General features: G+C 55.8%; 13 protein-coding genes and 1 riboswitch. Of the genes, 9 read left to right on the forward strand and 4 right to left on the reverse strand.

Annotated features, from left to right (window positions below; translation table 11 throughout):
* Nucleotides 1-24 precede the first annotated feature (24 nt).
* Both ppc and argE read right to left on the reverse strand, forming a co-directional pair.
* The gene (gene ppc / locus LU196_RS18570) at nucleotides 25-2676 is read right to left on the reverse strand and encodes a phosphoenolpyruvate carboxylase (protein ID WP_232761316.1); all 2652 of its coding nucleotides are present in this window, start codon (nucleotides 2674-2676) and stop codon (nucleotides 25-27) included.
* Between the two features lie 243 nt (nucleotides 2677-2919).
* Complete coding sequence (gene argE / locus LU196_RS18575; protein ID WP_232761315.1) at nucleotides 2920-4071, reverse strand: acetylornithine deacetylase; 1152 nt, start codon at nucleotides 4069-4071, stop codon at nucleotides 2920-2922.
* A 168-nt stretch (nucleotides 4072-4239) separates the two neighbouring features.
* On the opposite strand from argE, the gene argC reads away from it, so the two are divergent.
* The 5 genes from argC (at nucleotide 4240) to oxyR (ending at nucleotide 9870) form a co-directional block, all read left to right on the forward strand.
* Nucleotides 4240-5244, forward strand: a complete 1005-nt coding sequence (gene argC, locus LU196_RS18580) for an N-acetyl-gamma-glutamyl-phosphate reductase (protein WP_232761314.1) — start codon at nucleotides 4240-4242, stop codon at nucleotides 5242-5244.
* Between the two features lie 15 nt (nucleotides 5245-5259).
* Nucleotides 5260-6033, forward strand: a complete 774-nt coding sequence (gene argB / locus LU196_RS18585; protein WP_232761313.1) for an acetylglutamate kinase — start codon at nucleotides 5260-5262, stop codon at nucleotides 6031-6033.
* Nucleotides 6034-6048: 15 nt separating this feature from the next.
* Nucleotides 6049-7266 carry an argininosuccinate synthase gene (locus tag LU196_RS18590; protein WP_232761312.1) on the forward strand — a complete coding sequence of 406 codons (1218 nt, stop codon included), beginning with the start codon at nucleotides 6049-6051 and terminating at the stop codon, nucleotides 7264-7266.
* A gap of 73 nt (nucleotides 7267-7339) precedes the next feature.
* Nucleotides 7340-8713: an argininosuccinate lyase gene (gene argH, locus LU196_RS18595; protein WP_232761311.1), complete on the forward strand. Its 1374-nt coding sequence runs from the start codon at nucleotides 7340-7342 to the stop codon at nucleotides 8711-8713.
* 239 nt (nucleotides 8714-8952) lie between these two features.
* Nucleotides 8953-9870 carry a DNA-binding transcriptional regulator OxyR gene (gene oxyR, locus LU196_RS18600; protein ID WP_232761310.1) on the forward strand — a complete coding sequence of 306 codons (918 nt, stop codon included), beginning with the start codon at nucleotides 8953-8955 and terminating at the stop codon, nucleotides 9868-9870.
* On the opposite strand, the gene sthA is transcribed toward oxyR, so the two are convergent.
* Nucleotides 9853-11253 (reverse strand): Si-specific NAD(P)(+) transhydrogenase, encoded by a 1401-nt coding sequence (gene sthA, locus LU196_RS18605; protein ID WP_232761309.1) that lies wholly within the window; start codon nucleotides 11251-11253, stop codon nucleotides 9853-9855. The genes oxyR and sthA overlap by 18 nt on opposite strands.
* Before the next feature lie 193 nt (nucleotides 11254-11446).
* On the opposite strand from sthA, the gene fabR reads away from it, so the two are divergent.
* Together fabR and LU196_RS18615 are read left to right on the forward strand one after the other, a co-directional pair.
* Nucleotides 11447-12091: an HTH-type transcriptional repressor FabR gene (gene fabR / locus LU196_RS18610; RefSeq protein WP_232761308.1), complete on the forward strand. Its 645-nt coding sequence runs from the start codon at nucleotides 11447-11449 to the stop codon at nucleotides 12089-12091.
* 18 nt (nucleotides 12092-12109) lie between these two features.
* Nucleotides 12110-12466: a YijD family membrane protein gene (locus LU196_RS18615; protein ID WP_232761307.1), complete on the forward strand. Its 357-nt coding sequence runs from the start codon at nucleotides 12110-12112 to the stop codon at nucleotides 12464-12466.
* 33 nt (nucleotides 12467-12499) lie between these two features.
* Here LU196_RS18615 and trmA read toward each other — a convergent pair whose 3' ends face one another.
* Nucleotides 12500-13606 carry a tRNA (uridine(54)-C5)-methyltransferase TrmA gene (gene trmA / locus LU196_RS18620; protein WP_232761306.1) on the reverse strand — a complete coding sequence of 369 codons (1107 nt, stop codon included), beginning with the start codon at nucleotides 13604-13606 and terminating at the stop codon, nucleotides 12500-12502.
* A gap of 101 nt (nucleotides 13607-13707) precedes the next feature.
* Nucleotides 13708-13887: riboswitch (cobalamin riboswitch) on the forward strand.
* Nucleotides 13888-13955: 68 nt separating this feature from the next.
* On the opposite strand from trmA, the gene btuB reads away from it, so the two are divergent.
* Nucleotides 13956-15821 carry a TonB-dependent vitamin B12 receptor BtuB gene (gene btuB / locus LU196_RS18625; RefSeq protein ID WP_232761305.1) on the forward strand — a complete coding sequence of 622 codons (1866 nt, stop codon included), beginning with the start codon at nucleotides 13956-13958 and terminating at the stop codon, nucleotides 15819-15821.
* The gene (gene murI, locus LU196_RS18630) at nucleotides 15766-16617 is read left to right on the forward strand and encodes a glutamate racemase (RefSeq protein WP_232761304.1); all 852 of its coding nucleotides are present in this window, start codon (nucleotides 15766-15768) and stop codon (nucleotides 16615-16617) included. Before btuB ends, murI begins: the two co-directional genes overlap by 56 nt.
* Nucleotides 16618-17065 lie beyond the last annotated feature (448 nt).

Below are 17065 nucleotides of genomic sequence, written 5' to 3' on the forward strand. Positions count from 1 at the left end.
CTTTTTAATGGCAAACGCGGGAGCTTAACCGGTGTTGCGCATGCCGGCGGCCACGCCCGCAATGGTGACCATCAGGGCTTGCTCCACGCGCGGATCGGCTTCATCACCGCGTGCTTCCTGTTCGCGCGCACGGTGCAGCAGCTCCGCCTGCAGCACATTCAGCGGATCGGTATAGACGTTGCGCAGCGCGATAGATTCCGCAATCCACGGCTGATCCGCCATCAGGTGCGCATCATTGGCAATGGTCAACACCGCTTTAATGTCGGCGTCCAGCTGGTCACGCAGCTGTTTGCCCAGCGGCCACAGGGATTTATCCACCAGGCGCTGATCGTAATATTCCGCCAGCCACAGATCGGCTTTCGAGAACACCATCTCCAGCATGCCCAGGCGGGTCGCAAAGAACGGCCATTCGCGACACATCGTCTCCAGCTGATCGCGCTGGCCCTCATCCATGGCTTTTTGCAGCGCTGCCCCTGCGCCGAGCCAGGCGGGCAGCATCAGGCGGTTTTGCGTCCAGGCGAAAATCCACGGAATGGCGCGCAGCGACTCAACGCCGCCGGTTGGACGACGTTTAGCCGGACGCGAGCCCAGCGGCAGTTTGCCCAGCTCTTGCTCTGGCGTTGCCGAGCGGAAGTAAGGCACAAAGTCAGGATTTTCGCGCACGTAGCCCCGGTACATCGCACACGAGTGCGCCGACAGACCGTTCATGATGGCCTGCCATTCGCGCTTGGGCTCCGGCGGCGGCATCAGGTTGGCTTCCAGAATCGCGCCGGTGTAAAGCGACAGGCTGGCGATGGTGATCTCCGGCAGACCGTATTTGAAGCGGATCATTTCGCCCTGCTCGGTGACGCGCAGGCCGCCTTTCAGGCTGCCCGGCGGCTGTGACAGCAGCGCCGCATGCGCAGGTGCACCGCCGCGCCCAATCGAACCGCCGCGCCCGTGGAACAGCGTGAGGGTAATACCGGCCTGCTCACAGGTTTTAATCAGGGCATCCTGGGCTTGATACTGCGCCCAGCTGGCGGCCATCACGCCGGCATCTTTCGCCGAGTCGGAATAGCCAATCATCACCATCTGCTTGCCGTTGATGAATCCGCGATACCAGTCGATGTTCAGCAGCTGGCGCATCACATCATTGGCATTGTTGAGGTCATCCAGCGTTTCAAACAGCGGGGCTACCGGCATGGCGTAAGGGATACCGGCTTCTTTTAACAGCAAATGCACGGCCAGCACGTCAGACGGCGTTTTTGCCATGGAGATGACATAGGCTGCGATTGAGCCCTGCGGCGCTTCCGCCGCCACTTTACAGGTCTCCAGCACTTCACGGGTATTGTCGCTGGGTTGCCACTGATGCGGCAGCAAAGGGCGCTTGGAGTTGAGTTCACGGATCAGGAACGCCTGCTTATCGGCTTCGGACCAGCTTTCATAGTCGCCCAAGCCTAAATAGCGCGTGACTTCCGCAATGGCTTCGGTATGGCGCGTGCTCTCCTGGCGAATATCAATACGCACCAGCGGCACGCCGAAGCACTTCACGCGGCGCAGCGTATCCAACAGCTGGCCGTTGGCGATAATGCCCATGCCGCACTGCTGTAAGGATTGGTAGATGGCGTACAACGGCTCCCACAGCTGATCGTTGGAGACCAGCAGGTCGTCCGGTTTCGGCAGGCGCTCGCCTTTCAAGCGGCGCTCAAGATAAGTTTGCGTCGTCATCAGCTGATGGCGCAGACCTTTTAAGATCATGCGGTACGGCTCTAGCGCCTCGGCGTCGCCGCACAGCACCCGCACCTCGTCGTTGCACTCCGCCATAGAGAGCTCAGAGATCAGCACGCCAATGTCGCGCAGGAACAGGTCGGCGGCCTTCCAGCGGCTTAGCTGCATCACGTGGCGCGTAATGGGGGCCGTGACGTTGGGGTTGCCGTCGCGATCGCCGCCCATCCACGACGTGAACGTCACCGGTACAAAATCCACCGGCAGCGTGATGCCAAAGGTCTCTTCCACCTGTTCATTAAGCTCACGCAGAAATGCCGGTACGCCTTGCCACAGGCTGTTTTCCACCACCGCGAAGCCCCATTTGGCTTCATCAACCGGCGTTGGGCGATATTTACGAATTTCATCGGTGTGCCACGCCTGGGCGACCAGCTGGCGCAGACGACGCATCACCTGATTGCGCTCATACTCGCTAATGTCGGTATGGTCGAGCTGTTGCAGGCAGCTGTTCACCTCGCCCAGCATATGAATCAGCGTGCGGCGCGTGATTTCCGTTGGGTGTGCGGTCAGCACCAGCTCCAGCGACAGATCTTCAATCGCCGCGCGAATCGCGCTTTCGCTGATCGCTTTTTGCTGCTGCAAACGCGCAAAAGTTTTCTTCAATAATTCAGGGTGGTTGGCGCCGTCGCCGCTGCGTGAAATGGTCTGGTACTGCTCCGCGACGTTGGTGAGATTCAGGAACTGGCTAAATGCGCGTGCGACGGGTAAAAGCTCGTCGTTAGAGAGGTTTTGCAGCGTGTTCAGCAGTTCCTTACGATGAGTGTCATTGCCTGCGCGGGATGACTTGGAGAGTTTACGGATGGTTTCCACCCGGTCGAGGATGTTCTCTCCCAGCGCATCCTTAATCGTATCCCCGAGCAGTTTGCCGAGCATACTGACATTACTTCGCATAGCGGAATATTGTTCGTTCATGTGACCCTGACACCCTTATCGTCTTGTAAATACGCCTACGCCTGAGAGGCATAACATCGTCTTTTATCTAGCCACGGTTCGGCCAGTTCGTCAATTGACTTAAATAAGTGAAAGTTAATGTATAACTACCAGATATTTATAGAATTTCACGGCAGGGGAGCGAGATAAGTTAATCTTATTATGCAATGCCGCACATTGACCGGGCAATTTACCGTTTACACAGTGAATTGCCCCAATGTTTAGTTATCCGTGGCAAAAATGCTGCACAAGCTGGGTAATAAGCGCATGCGTAGGCTTAATGAATGCGGTATCGATAAATTCATCCGGCTGGTGCGCCTGGTTGATCGATCCTGGCCCTAATACCAGCGTAGGGCACAGTTGCTGAATAAACGGTGCTTCCGTGCAGTAATTCACGACTTCGGTAGGCACGCCCAAGAGTTTTTCCACCACCTGAACCAACTCATGATTGGCGGGACACTCGTAGCCGGGGATTGGCGGGTGCAGCTCGCCCACCGTTAGCCTGCCGGGCCAGCGCGCGCTCACCGGTGCCAGCGCCTCATTCAGCAGGCCATCCAGTTCGCTCAGGGTTAAACCGGGCAGCGGACGGATATCCATATGCAGCTCACAGCAGGCGCAGATCCGGTTTGCGGCATCGCCACCGTGAATATGACCAAAATTCATGGTGGGATAAGGAATGGCAAAGCCGTCGTGGTTGTAGCGCGTTTTTAGCGTGTTACGCAGTTCCATCAGCTGCGTAATCGACTCATGCATCAGCTCGATGGCATTGACGCCGCGCGCCGGATCGCTGGAGTGGCCGGACTGGCCTTGAATGCGGATCGCTTGAGACAAGTGGCCTTTATGCGCTCGCACGGGCTTAAGCGAGGTCGGCTCACCGATGATGGCGCAATCAGGACGCAGCGCGGTGGATTCAGAGAAGTACTTCGCGCCCGCCATCGTCGTCTCTTCGTCGGCGGTGGCGAGCACGTACAGCGGCTTGCTGAGCTGTGTCACATCCACGTCACGCAGGGCATCGAGAATGAAAGCAAAAAAGCCTTTCATGTCCGCCGTGCCCAAGCCATAAAGTTTGTTGTCGTGTTCGGTGAGCGTGAAGGGATCGCGCGTCCAGCGGCCATCGTCAAACGGCACGGTGTCGGTATGGCCCGCCAGCAGTAGGCCGCCAGCGCCAGTACCGCAGCGAGCCAGCATATTGAATTTGTGGCGCGTACCGGGTACCGGCTGCACCTCAACGCTGAAGCCGATATCACGGAACCAGCCTGCCAGTAAATTGATTAAAGTTTCATTGCTCTGATCGAGTGCGCTGTCGGTGGCGCTGATTGACGGGGTGGCAATCAGCTGGCGGTAGAGTTCGATAAAAGGTGGTAATTTTGTCTTCACTGTTGACGGCCCTTGGGTTAGGATGTATCAATATTCATGCATTAATAGTGAATAAAAATACATTAACGTCGTCTGCTTGTGAACTGGAAAACCACGGCAAACGGCATCATGGGTAACGGGGCAAGGCCGCGACCCGGAACGAGTGACTGTAATAAGGTATACAGGCTGATGTTGAATACGCTGATCGTTGGTGCCAGTGGTTACGCTGGCGTAGAGCTTGCCACTTACCTGAATCGCCATCCGCATATGAACATAACCGCTTTGGCGGTTTCAGCGCAAAGCCCGGATGCCGGAAAGCTGCTGTCGGATTTGCATCCGCAGCTCAAAGGTATCGTGGATTTGCCCCTGCAGCCGCTGAGCAGCGCCGACGAGTGGGCAGGCAAGGTCGATGTGGTGTTTCTCGCCACGGCGCACGAAGTCAGCCACGACCTGGCGCCCGCGTTTCTGAAAGCGGGCTGCGTGGTCTTCGACCTGTCAGGTGCGTTTCGCGTGAAGGATGAGGCGTTCTATACCGAGTATTACGGCTTTAGCCATCAGCATGCGGCGTGGCTGGATAAAGCGGTGTACGGTCTGGCCGAGTGGAACCACGCGCAGATCAAAGATGCGCAGCTGGTGGCCGTGCCGGGCTGTTATCCCACCGCTGCGCAATTAGCGCTGAAACCCCTGCTCAAGGCCGGACTGCTTAATGATGCGCAGTGGCCGGTGATCAACGCCACCAGCGGCGTGAGCGGCGCAGGGCGCAAAGCCAGCGTGAAAACCAGCTTCTGCGAAGTGAGCCTGCATGCCTACGGCGTGTTCAACCACCGCCATCATCCGGAAATCGTCGCGCACCTCGGCGCGCCGGTGATTTTCACGCCGCACCTGGGCAATTTCCCGCGCGGCATTCTGGCGACCGTAACCTGTCGCCTTAACGCGGGCGTCACCCAGCAGCAAGTGGCCGATGCCTTCCATCAGGCCTACCACGATAAACCGCTGGTTCGCCTCTACGACAAGGATCTGCCTGCGTTAAAAGGCGTGGTGGGTCTGCCGTTTTGTGACCTGGGCTTTGCCATGCAGGGCGAGCACCTGATTGTGGTCGCAGCGGAAGACAATCTGCTGAAAGGCGCCTCCTCGCAGGCGGTGCAATGTTTAAACATCCGTTTCGGCTTCCCCGAAACGCTGTCACTGATTTAACCGACGGAATACGCCATGAATCCTTTGATCATTAAGCTGGGCGGTGTGCTGCTGGATAGCGAAGAAGCGCTGGCACGTTTGTTTGATGCCTTACTGAGTTATCGCAATGCGCATCAGCGCCCGCTGATCATTGTCCACGGCGGCGGCTGCCTGGTGGATGAGTTGATGAAGAAACTGGCCCTGCCGGTGATGAAGAAAAACGGCCTGCGCGTCACCCCTGCCGACCAGATCGACATTATTACCGGTGCGCTGGCCGGTACGGCCAACAAAACGCTGCTGGCATGGGCAAAGAAATATGGCATCAACGCAGTGGGCCTGTGCCTTGGCGATGCCGGTTTAGTGAATGTGGCGCAGTTTGACGAAGAGCTGGGCCACGTCGGGAATGCCACGCCGGGGAACCCGGCGCTGCTCAACACGTTACTGAGTGCAGGCTATATGCCGGTGGTCAGTTCCATTGGTATTACCGACGACGGCGCGTTGATGAACGTCAACGCCGACCAGGCCGCCACCGCGCTGGCCGCTACCCTCGGTGCCGATCTGGTGCTGCTGTCTGATGTCAGCGGTATTCTTGATGGCAAAGGTCAGCGCATTGAAGAGATGACGGCGGCGAAAGCCGAGCAGCTCATTGCGCAGGGCATTATTACCGACGGGATGATTGTGAAAGTGAATGCGGCACTCGACGCCGCACGCACGCTGGGTCGCCCGGTGGATATCGCCAGTTGGCGCCATGCAGAACAGCTGCCAACCCTTTTCAACGGTGTGTCGATTGGCACCCGGATTCTCGCTTAATCAAGGATTTAAGAAATGAGCACGCAAAACATCAAAAAAATCGTTCTGGCCTATTCGGGCGGTCTTGATACTTCCGCCATCATTCCATGGCTGAAAGAGAACTACGGCGGCTGCGAAGTCGTGGCGTTTGTGGCCAACATTGGTCAGGATCCGGCCGATCTGGAAGGCGTTGAGAAAAAAGCCCTGCAGTCAGGCGCATCCGAATGCCACGTGGTGGATCTGCGTGAAGCCTTCATCAGTGACTACGTGTATCCGGTGCTGCAAACCGGTGCGCTCTATGAAGGCACTTACCTGCTGGGCACCTCTATGGCGCGCCCCATTATCGCCAAAGCGCAGGTTGAGCTGGCGCTGAAAGTGGGTGCGGATGCGCTGTGCCACGGTGCGACCGGTAAAGGCAACGACCAGGTGCGTTTCGAAACCACCTACACCGCCCTGGCGCCACAGCTCAAAGTGGTGGCACCTTGGCGTGAATGGAACCTGCGCTCACGTGAAGCGCTGCTGGATTACCTGAAAGAACGCAACATTCCTACCACCGCGTCGCTGGAGAAAATCTACAGCCGCGATGAGAACGCCTGGCACATCTCTACCGAAGGCGGCGTGCTGGAGAGCCCAGCCAATGCGCCAAACAAAGATTGCTGGGTCTGGACCGTTGACCCGCTGGAAGCGCCTGACCAGCCAGAAAACGTCACCGTGACCGTGGAAAAAGGCCGCGTTGTCGCCGTGAACGGCGAAGCGATGAGCCCGTTCCAGTGTCTGGAAAAACTCAACGCGCTGGGTGCTAAACACGGCGTGGGCCGTATCGATATTGTGGAAAACCGCCTGGTGGGCATTAAATCACGCGGCTGCTACGAAACCCCCGGCGGCACCATTATGGTCAACGCGCTGCGTGCGGTTGAACAGCTGGTCCTGGACCGCGATAGCTTCAAGTGGCGTGAACAGCTGGGCCATGAAATGTCTTACGTGGTTTACGATGGCCGCTGGTTCGCTCCGCTGCGTCTGTCCATTCAGGCTGCCGCTGAGTCGCTGGCAGAGCAGGTCAACGGTGAAGTGGTGCTGCAGTTGTACAAAGGCCAGGCCACGGCGATCCAGAAGACCTCCGCCAACAGCCTCTACTCTGAAGAGTTCGCCACCTTCGGCGAAGACGAGGTTTACGACCATCGCCACGCGGGCGGCTTCATTCGCCTGTTCTCGCTCTCTTCACGCATTCGTGCGCTGAACGAGCAGAAAAAATAACCGCGCGATTGATAATACATGTGCAAGGGCGGCTGAGGCCGCCCTTTGTTTAACGGATTCAGGAGTAACGCAGATGGCACTTTGGGGTGGACGTTTTTCACAGGCAGCAGACCAACGGTTCAAACAGTTTAACGATTCTCTGCGCTTTGATTACCGCCTGGCGGAACAGGACATCATTGGTTCAGTGGCGTGGTCAAAAGCGCTGGTGACAGTGAACGTACTGAGCAGCGACGAGCAGCAGCAGCTGGAAGCCGCGCTGCATGCGCTGCTGGCCGAGGTGCGCGCCAACCCGGAGCAGATTCTGCAAAGCGATGCGGAAGATATCCACAGCTGGGTAGAAGGCAAGTTGATTGAAAAGGTAGGCGCGTTGGGCAAAAAACTGCACACCGGCCGCAGCCGTAATGACCAGGTCGCCACCGATCTAAAACTGTGGTGCAAAGAGCAGGTGAGCCTGCTGTTGGAGGCCACTCGCCAGCTGCAATCCGCGCTAGTAGTCAGCGCTGAGGCGAATCAGGATGCGGTGATGCCGGGCTATACGCACCTGCAGCGCGCGCAGCCGGTGACCTTCGCCCACTGGTGTCTGGCCTATGTGGAGATGCTGGCACGCGACGAGAGTCGCCTGCAGGATACCCTCAAGCGTCTGGACGTCAGCCCGCTGGGCTGCGGTGCACTGGCGGGTACCGCGTACGAGATCGATCGTCAGCAGTTGGCCGGCTGGCTGGGCTTTGCATCCGCCACGCGCAACAGTCTGGACACGGTTTCTGACCGCGACCACGTGCTGGAGCTGCTGTCGGATGCGTCCATCGGCATGGTGCACCTGTCGCGCTTCGCGGAAGATATGATCTTCTTTAACACCGGAGAAGCGGGCTTTATCGAGCTGTCCGACAAAGTCACCTCTGGCTCGTCGCTGATGCCGCAGAAGAAAAACCCGGATGCGCTGGAGCTGATTCGCGGCAAATGCGGGCGCGTGCAGGGCGCGTTGACCGGCATGATGATGACCTTGAAAGGGCTGCCGCTAGCCTACAACAAAGATATGCAGGAAGACAAAGAAGGGCTGTTTGACGCGCTCGATACCTGGCTGGACTGCCTGCATATGTCGGTGCTGGTGCTGGATGGATTACAGGTGAAACGTCCGCGCTGTCAGGAAGCGGCGGAGCAAGGCTACGCAAACTCAACCGAGCTGGCGGATTACCTGGTTGCCAAGGGCGTACCGTTCCGCGAAGCGCACCATATTGTAGGTGAGACGGTTGTTGCCGCTATTCAGCAGGGTGTAGCACTGGAAGCCCTTAGTCTGGCGCAGCTCAAGCAGTTCAGCGCCGTCATTGAAGACGATGTGTATCCCATTCTCTCTCTGCAATCGTGCCTGGATAAGCGCAACGCGCAAGGTGGTGTCGCGCCACAGCAGGTGGCCTTCGCCCTTGCCGAAGCCAAAAAGCGCTTAGGCTAAGCAAAAAAAAGCGGGCACCTTGACGGGGGCCCGCGAACCTCTAGTTTCGGAATGACATCTTGTTATGGGTACATCATCAAGTTTCGGCACGTCCGGTGCCAAAACGGTGATGGGGTTGAGCCGATGTCTACTGCTCCTTCACTTATGGGCGGTATTATTCCTGCAGGTGGCTTGATAGGGCTAATCGTTCATTGCTATTCTATCTATCGCCACGGGCTATCGTGGTCTGGAGGATATCAATGAACATTCGTGATCTGGAGTATCTGGTTTCGCTTGCGGAGCATCGTCATTTTCGACGTGCCGCTGACGCCTGTCATGTCAGCCAACCGACGTTAAGTGGACAGATTCGTAAGCTGGAAGATGAACTCGGTGTAATGTTGCTGGAGCGTACCAGCCGCAAAGTGTTGTTTACCCAGGCTGGACTGCTGCTGGTGGATCAGGCGCGCACGGTGCTCCGGGAAGTCAAAGTGCTGAAGGAAATGGCGAGCCAGCAGGGCGAGGCGATGTCCGGGCCGCTGCACATTGGTTTGATTCCCACCACGGGCCCGTACTTGCTGCCGCACATTATTCCCATGCTGCATCAGACGTTCCCCAAGCTGGAAATGTACCTGCATGAAGCGCAGACGCAACAGCTGCTGTCACAACTCGACAGCGGCAAGCTGGACTGCGCCATTCTGGCGCTGGTGAAAGAGAGCGAAGCTTTTATTGAGGTGCCGCTGTTTGACGAGCCAATGAAGCTGGCGGTGTATGAAGATCATCCGTGGCGCGATCGCGATCGCGTTCCTATGTCCGATCTGGCCGGTGAGAAGCTGTTGATGCTGGAAGACGGCCACTGTCTGCGCGATCAGGCGATGGGATTCTGCTTTGAAGCGGGCGCGGATGAAGACACACATTTTCGTGCCACCAGTCTTGAAACGCTGCGTAATATGGTTGCGGCGGGAAGCGGTATTACGCTGCTGCCTTCGCTGGCAGTGCCGAATCAGCGTGTGCGTGATGGTGTCTGCTACCTGCCATGCTATAAGCCGGTGCCGCAGCGCACTATCGCGCTGGTTTATCGCCCAGGATCGCCCCTGCGCAGCCGCTATGAGCAGCTGGCAGAAGCAATTAAAACCCACATGCAGGGTTATCTGGACAACGCGTTAAAACAGGCGGTTTAAGCCGTTTAGCGCCGCAACGCGATAGGCTTCGGCCATAGTGGGGTAGTTAAAGGTGGTATTCACGAAGTACTCAATCGTGTTACCGCCGTTTTTCTGCTCCATGATGGCCTGGCCGATGTGAATAATCTCTGCGGCACGTTCGCCAAAGCAGTGGATCCCCAAAATCTCCTTGGTTTCACGGTGGAACAGGATTTTCAAACTGCCCACGTGCATGCCAACAATCTGCGCACGCGCCAGATGTTTAAACTGCGCCCGACCCACTTCATACGGCACTTTCATTGCGGTGAGCTGCTGTTCGGTTTTGCCGACGGAGCTGATCTCCGGGATGGTGTAGATCCCCGTTGGAATGTCTTCAATCAGATGTGCAGTCGCTTCGCCTTTAATGATGGCTTGTGCGGCAATGCGGCCCTGATCGTATGCGGCTGACGCCAGGCTGGGATAACCAATCACATCCCCCACCGCATAAATATGCGGCTGCGCGGTCTGGTACATGCTGTTCACTTTCAGCAGGCCGCGACCATCGGCTTCAAGACCCACGTTTTCCAATGACAGCGAATCGGTATTACCGGTGCGTCCGTTGGCGTAGAGCAGGCAATCGGCTTTTACTTTTTTGCCTGATTTGAGGTGCATGATCACGCCGTCACTGACGCCTTCAATTTTCTCAAACTCTTCGTTATGGCGAATCACCACGCCGCTGTTCCAGAAGTGGTAGGAAAGCGAGTCGGACATCTCCTGATCGAGGAAGGCCAGCAGGCGATCGCGGGTGTTGATTAAATCAACTTTGACGTTAAGACCGCGGAAGATAGACGCATATTCACAGCCAATCACCCCTGCACCGTAGATAATCACGTGGCCGGGTTCATGGTGCAGATTGAGGATCGAGTCGGAATCGTAAATGCGCGGATGGGTAAAATCCACGTCCGCCGGATGATACGGCCGCGAGCCGCAGGCGATAACAAACTTCTCCGCGGTTAACCGCTCGCGGGTGCCATCGGGCTGCTCCACTTCAATGGTGTTAGCGTCAACGAAGTGCGCATCACCTTGAAAAAGCTCGCAGCGGTTGCGCTCATAGAAACCCTGACGCATAGCCGTTTGTTGGCTAATCACGCTCTCCGTGTGATTGAGAATGTCGGCGAACGAGGAGCGGAGAAGTCGGGTGTGATCGCTATAGAGAGGATTTTGGTTGAATTCGATAATACGGCTGACAGCGTGACGCAAGGCTTTGGAAGGGATGGTGCCCCAGTGAGTACAACCGCCGCCGATGTTATGGTAGCGTTCGATCACTGCAATGTGCGCTCCCTGCTTTACCAGGCCCATTGCTGCACCTTCGCCGCCCGGGCCAGAGCCAATCACAATGGCATCGTAATCGTAAGACTTTTGCATACCAGTACGTCCTATGTTTCTATACATTTTTACAACGAGATTCTAACATCTCGCCGCGCACTTCTGAATTCTAACAGCAAAAATTGCCTGAAATTGACAAAGCGTGAGGTTTATAGCCGGTCACAAAGTTTGCGCCACTGTACGCTGAAAAGTTTGTTATAGTGCCTGCCTGCTTACTCACAAGGCCGGGAAAATGGGCGTCAGAGCGCAACAAAAAGAACGTACAAGACGTTCGCTGATTGAAGCAGCTTTCAGTCAGTTAAGTGCAGAAAGGAGTTTTGCTAGCCTCAGTTTGCGTGAAGTGGCGCGCGAAGCGGGGATTGCGCCGACATCGTTTTATCGCCATTTTCGCGATGTGGATGAGCTGGGTTTAACCATGGTAGACGAAAGCGGTCTGATGCTGCGTCAACTGATGCGCCAGGCGCGACAGCGTATCGCCAAAGGCGGCAGCATCATCAAAACCTCGGTTGCCACGTTTATGGAATTCATCGGCAATAACCCTAACGCGTTTCGCCTGTTACTGCGGGAACGTTCGGGCACGTCAGCGGCGTTTCGCGCGGCGGTTGCGCGCGAAATTCAGCATTTTATCGCCGAGCTGGCGGACTACCTTGAGCTGGAAAATCGCATGCCGCGCAGCTTTACCGAAGCGCAGGCTGAAGCCATGGTCACGATTGTCTTCAGCGCGGGCGCAGAAGCGCTGGATGTGGATAGCGAACAGCGCCGCAAGCTGGAAGATCGTCTGGTGTTACAACTCAGGATGATCGCAAAAGGCGCTTATTACTGGTATCGCCGTGAGCAGGAGCGTTTGGCGGTAACCCTTGAAAAAACCGAAGAGTAAGATGACAAGGATAATGACATGATTGAGCAAAACCCTCGCGATAAAGGAACATTACTACTGGCTTTTATCACCGGTTTAGCCATCAACGGCTCCTTTTCGGTGCTGTTCAGCGCGTTTGTTCCGTTTTCCATTTTCCCCCTGATCGCCTTGGGTTTGGCGGTCTGGAGCCTGCATCAGCGCTATCTCAACCGCAATATGCCGGATGGTATGCCTTCGCTGGCAGCCGCGTTTTTCCTGCTGGGTATTCTGGTGTATAGCGCGCTGGTGCGTGCTGAGTACCCGGATATTGGCTCCAATTTTATCCCCACCATTTTGATGGTGGCGCTGGTGTTCTGGATTGCCACGCGTTTCCGCCGCAACAAAAACAAACCATGATGTAGAAACGGGAACCGCAGGGTTCCCGTTTTTTTATCCCGCTTTGCGCGTCAGCAGCACGCCGCACTCCATATGATGGGTGTACGGGAATTGATCAAACAGCGCCAGGCGTGAAACCGTGTGCGTTTCGCTGAGCGTGGCGAGGTTGTCGCAAAGCGTTTGCGGATTGCAGGAGATATACAGAATCTGCGGATACGCCTGCACCATTTTCACCGTATCGGGATCCAACCCGCTGCGCGGTGGGTCAACAAAAATGGTCTCACAGTGATAGCTGCTGAGGTCGATGCCCTCCAGGCGGTTGAAGCGGCGCACGCCGTTCATGGCCTGTGTAAACTCTTCTGCCGCCATGCGAATAATTTGCACGTTATCAATCTGGTTTACGGCAATGTTGTATTGCGCCGAGGCTACTGACGGTTTCGCGATTTCAGTGGCTAATACGCGGCGGAAATTACGCGCCAGCGCCAGCGAGAAGTTGCCATTGCCGCAGTAAAGCTCCAGCAGGTCTCCGCGTGCGTTCTGCGTGACATCCAGCGCCCACTCCAGCATCTGAATATTCATCGCGGCATTCGGCTGGGTAAAACTGTTTTCCACCTGGCGATAGGTCATGGCTTTGCCGGCCACGGGCAGGCACTCATCCACGTAATCGCGATCGAGGCAGATTTTGGTTTTGGTCGCGCGCCCAATCAGCTGGACGTCAAACCCTTCCGCGCGCAGGCTGTCGCGCAGCGCGGAAGCGGCAAGGGTCCAGTCTGCTTCCAGCTTGCGATGGTAGAGCAGCGAAATCACCACCTGCTCGCTCAAGGTGGAGAGATAATCAATCTGGAACAGTTTAAAGCGCAGCGCAGGATTATCGCGGATCGCTGCGATCAGTTTGGGCATCAGTTGGTTGATCAAGCGGCTGGCGGCAGGAAATTGATCCACGCGAATGCGCTGCTTGGTCTGCTGATCAAAGATGATGTGATACAGATCGTCGCCGTCGTGCCAAATGCGAAATTCAGCGCGCATACGATAGTGACTCACCGGCGACCGAAACACCTCCACCTCAGGCGCAGCATAGGGCAGCATCATCGCGTGTAAACGCTGGCGTTTTTCTGCCAGCTGCGCGTCGTATTGTTCAATGGGGAGTTGTTCGGGTGTCATCGTTAATCCTGAAAATAAGCCTGCATGCCGGGCGATTGTAGGGATTCACCTGCTGATGTCCAGCCCTGCGCGTGGCAAGTCTGGATTCCAGGCGTGCTTGACCGTAGACTGCGCCCGCCGGCCTCTCTGAGTGAAAAGGGAATCCAGTGCGATTCTGGAGCTGACGCGCAGCGGTAAAGAATGTCGTGATGCGTGCATTCGCAGACACTGTCTTATTGATAGGAAGTCGTCATCACTTATGGTTCTCAGCCCGAAGACCTGCCGGTGTCTCGTCGCAATTCATACGGTCATCGCGTGCTATCGATCGTAGGTCTGCGGCATCCTGCTTGAGCTTTTGGATGCTATAACAATGAAAAAAAATACGTTCTCGCTGTGTGCCTTTAGTGCAACGGCGCTTTCGCTCTGGGCGCCATTGGCTTACGCGCAACAAGATGACGACACGCAAATTGTGACGGCGAACCGTTTTCAGCAGCCGGTTTCATCGGTGCTGGCGCCGAACGCTGTGGTCACACGCGAGGATATCGACCGCTGGCAGGCGAAAAGCCTGCTGGATGTGATGCGCCGCTTGCCCGGCGTCGATATCGCACAAAACGGTGGGCTGGGTCAGGCCAGCTCTGTCTCTATCCGCGGTGCGGAAGCGCGCCACACGCTGGTGTTGATTGATGGCATCCCGTTGGCGAAATCGGGCATTACCGGCATTGCAGACTTCAGCCAGATTCCGCTTGCACTAATACAGCGTATTGACGTAATTCGCGGCCCGCGATCTGCCGTGTACGGCGCCGACGCCATTGGCGGCGTGGTTAACATTATCACTGAGAACGACCAGCCAGGCGGAAAAATCGGTGCGAGCCTGGGTTCCAATCGCTATCAGGAATACGATGGCGCGCTGCGGCAGAAAATCGGTGACGAGACGCTTGTTACCGTTGCGGGGGCTTTTCAGGGCACGCAGGGTTATAACATCCAGCCGCAGTCAACCTACTCGGTTGATCGCGATCGCGATGGATTTCGCAGTAAAACCTTTTGGGCGGGCATCAATCATACATTCAACCCTAACCTTTCCGCGTTTTTCCGCGGTTATGGTTACGGTAACAATACGTCTTATGACGCGGGCTATCAGGACGGCGGTGATAAGCGGCAGGTTTATAACCACACGTATGAAGGTGGAGTGCGATTCAGTGAAGCCATTTACTCTTCCGAGCTGACTTACAGTGAGCAGCGTTACAAAGATTACAACTACGCCAGTACGCTGGGTCTCTATCACGATGGCACCTCGCTGGATGATATGAATCAACGTAATCTGCAGTGGGGAAACCGCGTCGCGCTGGGTAACGGCAGTGTGAGTGCGGGGATTGATTGGCTACAGCAAAAACTGACGTCCAGCGACCGTTATAGCGCCGACAGATATACCCGGATCAATACTGGCTATTTTCTGACCACGCAGCAGCGTTTCAATACGTTAACGCTGGAAGGCGCGCTGCGCGGCGATGAGAACAATCAGTTTGGTTGGAATGGTACCTGGCAGGCAGCCGCTGGCTGGGAATTTGTCCCGAATTACCGCGTTGTTCTCTCTTATGGCACGGCGTTTGAGGCGCCCACGCTGGGACAAATGTACGGACAGAGCCGATTAGCCGTAGCAGCGAATCCCCATTTGCAGGCCGAAAAATCGCACCAGATTGAGACCGGAATAGAGGGCACGAGCGGTCCGGTTGATTGGCACCTCTATCTTTATCAAAACAAGATCAACAACCTGATTGATTATCAGGCGGATGAAAATTTTGTTGGCACGTACTACAACGTGCAATCAGCGACCATCAAAGGGATTGAATGGAGTGGAAGTGTCGATACCGGTATCTTTACGCACCGCGTTACGCTCCAGTATCTCGATCCGCGTCGGGATCAGGACAACGAACTGTTGGCGCACCGTTCACGACAGCAATATAAGTATCAGCTCGATTGGACATGGCGAGATATCGATATTGATCTCGCGTGGCAGTATTTTGGTAAAAGCGTGAATAACAACAGTAATCAGTACGCCAATGTTCAGCGGCCAATGCCGAGTTACAGTTTGGTGGATGTCTCTGCTGCGTATCCTGTCACGTCTCATCTTACAGTTCGTGGTAAAATCGCCAATCTGTTGGATAAGGACTACGAGACGGTTTATGGCTATCGAACCCCTGGACGTGAATACACCCTCAGCGCCAGCTACAGCTTCTGATCTGCGTCCCACCGTGCTGGTTTTTGACTCTGGCGTGGGTGGGCTCTCCGTCTACGATGAAGTCCGGCAGTTGTTGCCGGATCTCCACTACCTTTATGCCTTCGATAATGAAGGCTTTCCTTACGGGGAAAAAACCGAAGCGTACATTGTTGAGCGTGTTGTGGCTGTCGTAACGGCAATTACTCATCGTTTTCCTTTGGCGCTGGTGATCATCGCCTGCAACTCAGCCAGTACAGTTTCGCTTCCCGCGCTGCGGGCGCGTTTTGCGTTTCCCGTGGTGGGGGTGGTTCCCGCCATTAAACCTGCCGCGCGTCTTACGCGGAATGGCGTAGTAGGATTGCTGGCCACGCGCGGCACGGTTAAACGCCCGTATACCCATGAGCTGGTGAAACAGTTTGCCCGTGAATGCACTATCGAGATGCTGGGTTCAGCCGAGCTGGTCGAATTGGCCGAGGCAAAGCTTCACGGCGCATCTATATCGCTTGACGATGTGCGTCGCACGGTTCAGCCGTGGCTGCGTATGAAAGAGCCTCCGGATACTGTGGTGCTAGGTTGCACCCACTTTCCGCTGCTGCGTGACGAACTGCAGTGCGTGATGCCGGAGGGCACGCGACTGGTGGATTCAGGTGCCGCCATTGCGCGTCGAACCGTTTGGCTGCTGGAGCATGAAGCGCCTGACGCTGTTTCTGATGCGGGCAACGTGGCGTTTTGTACGCAGATGGATGAAGAGGCTGTTCAGTTATCACCCGTTTTACAGCGCTATGGCTTTCCGCTGCTGGAAAAACTGGCGATTTAGGGGTGTTTAGTTGAAAAAAACAGCACTCGAATTTTAATTTGCAATTAGCACTTGTCAGCCCAAAAGAAATCCCTATACTGCGCCTCCACTGACACGGAACAACGGTTTACGAAGCGATGTGTTCAGCGGTTGTCTTAACGGCAACCATCAGAAAAGCAAAAATAAATGCTTGACTGAAAATGCGGAAAGCGTAATATACGCATCCCGCGCCGCTAGAGAAATCGCGGCACTGCTCTTTAACAATTTATCAGACAATCTGTGTGGGCACTCGCAGGATTGATATCAAAGCCTCCGGGCTCTAAAAAAATATCAAGTCTTTGTTGAGTGAACACGTAATTCATTACGACGTTTTAATTCACAGAGCACCGCTTAACGTGTTTAAGCAAATCAAACTTTAAATTGAAGAGTTTGATCATGGCTCAGATTGAACGCTGGCGGCAGGCCTAAC

This window comes from Pantoea sp. Mb-10, from assembly GCF_021272205.1.
Taxonomy (GTDB): Bacteria; Pseudomonadota; Gammaproteobacteria; order Enterobacterales; family Enterobacteriaceae; genus Pantoea.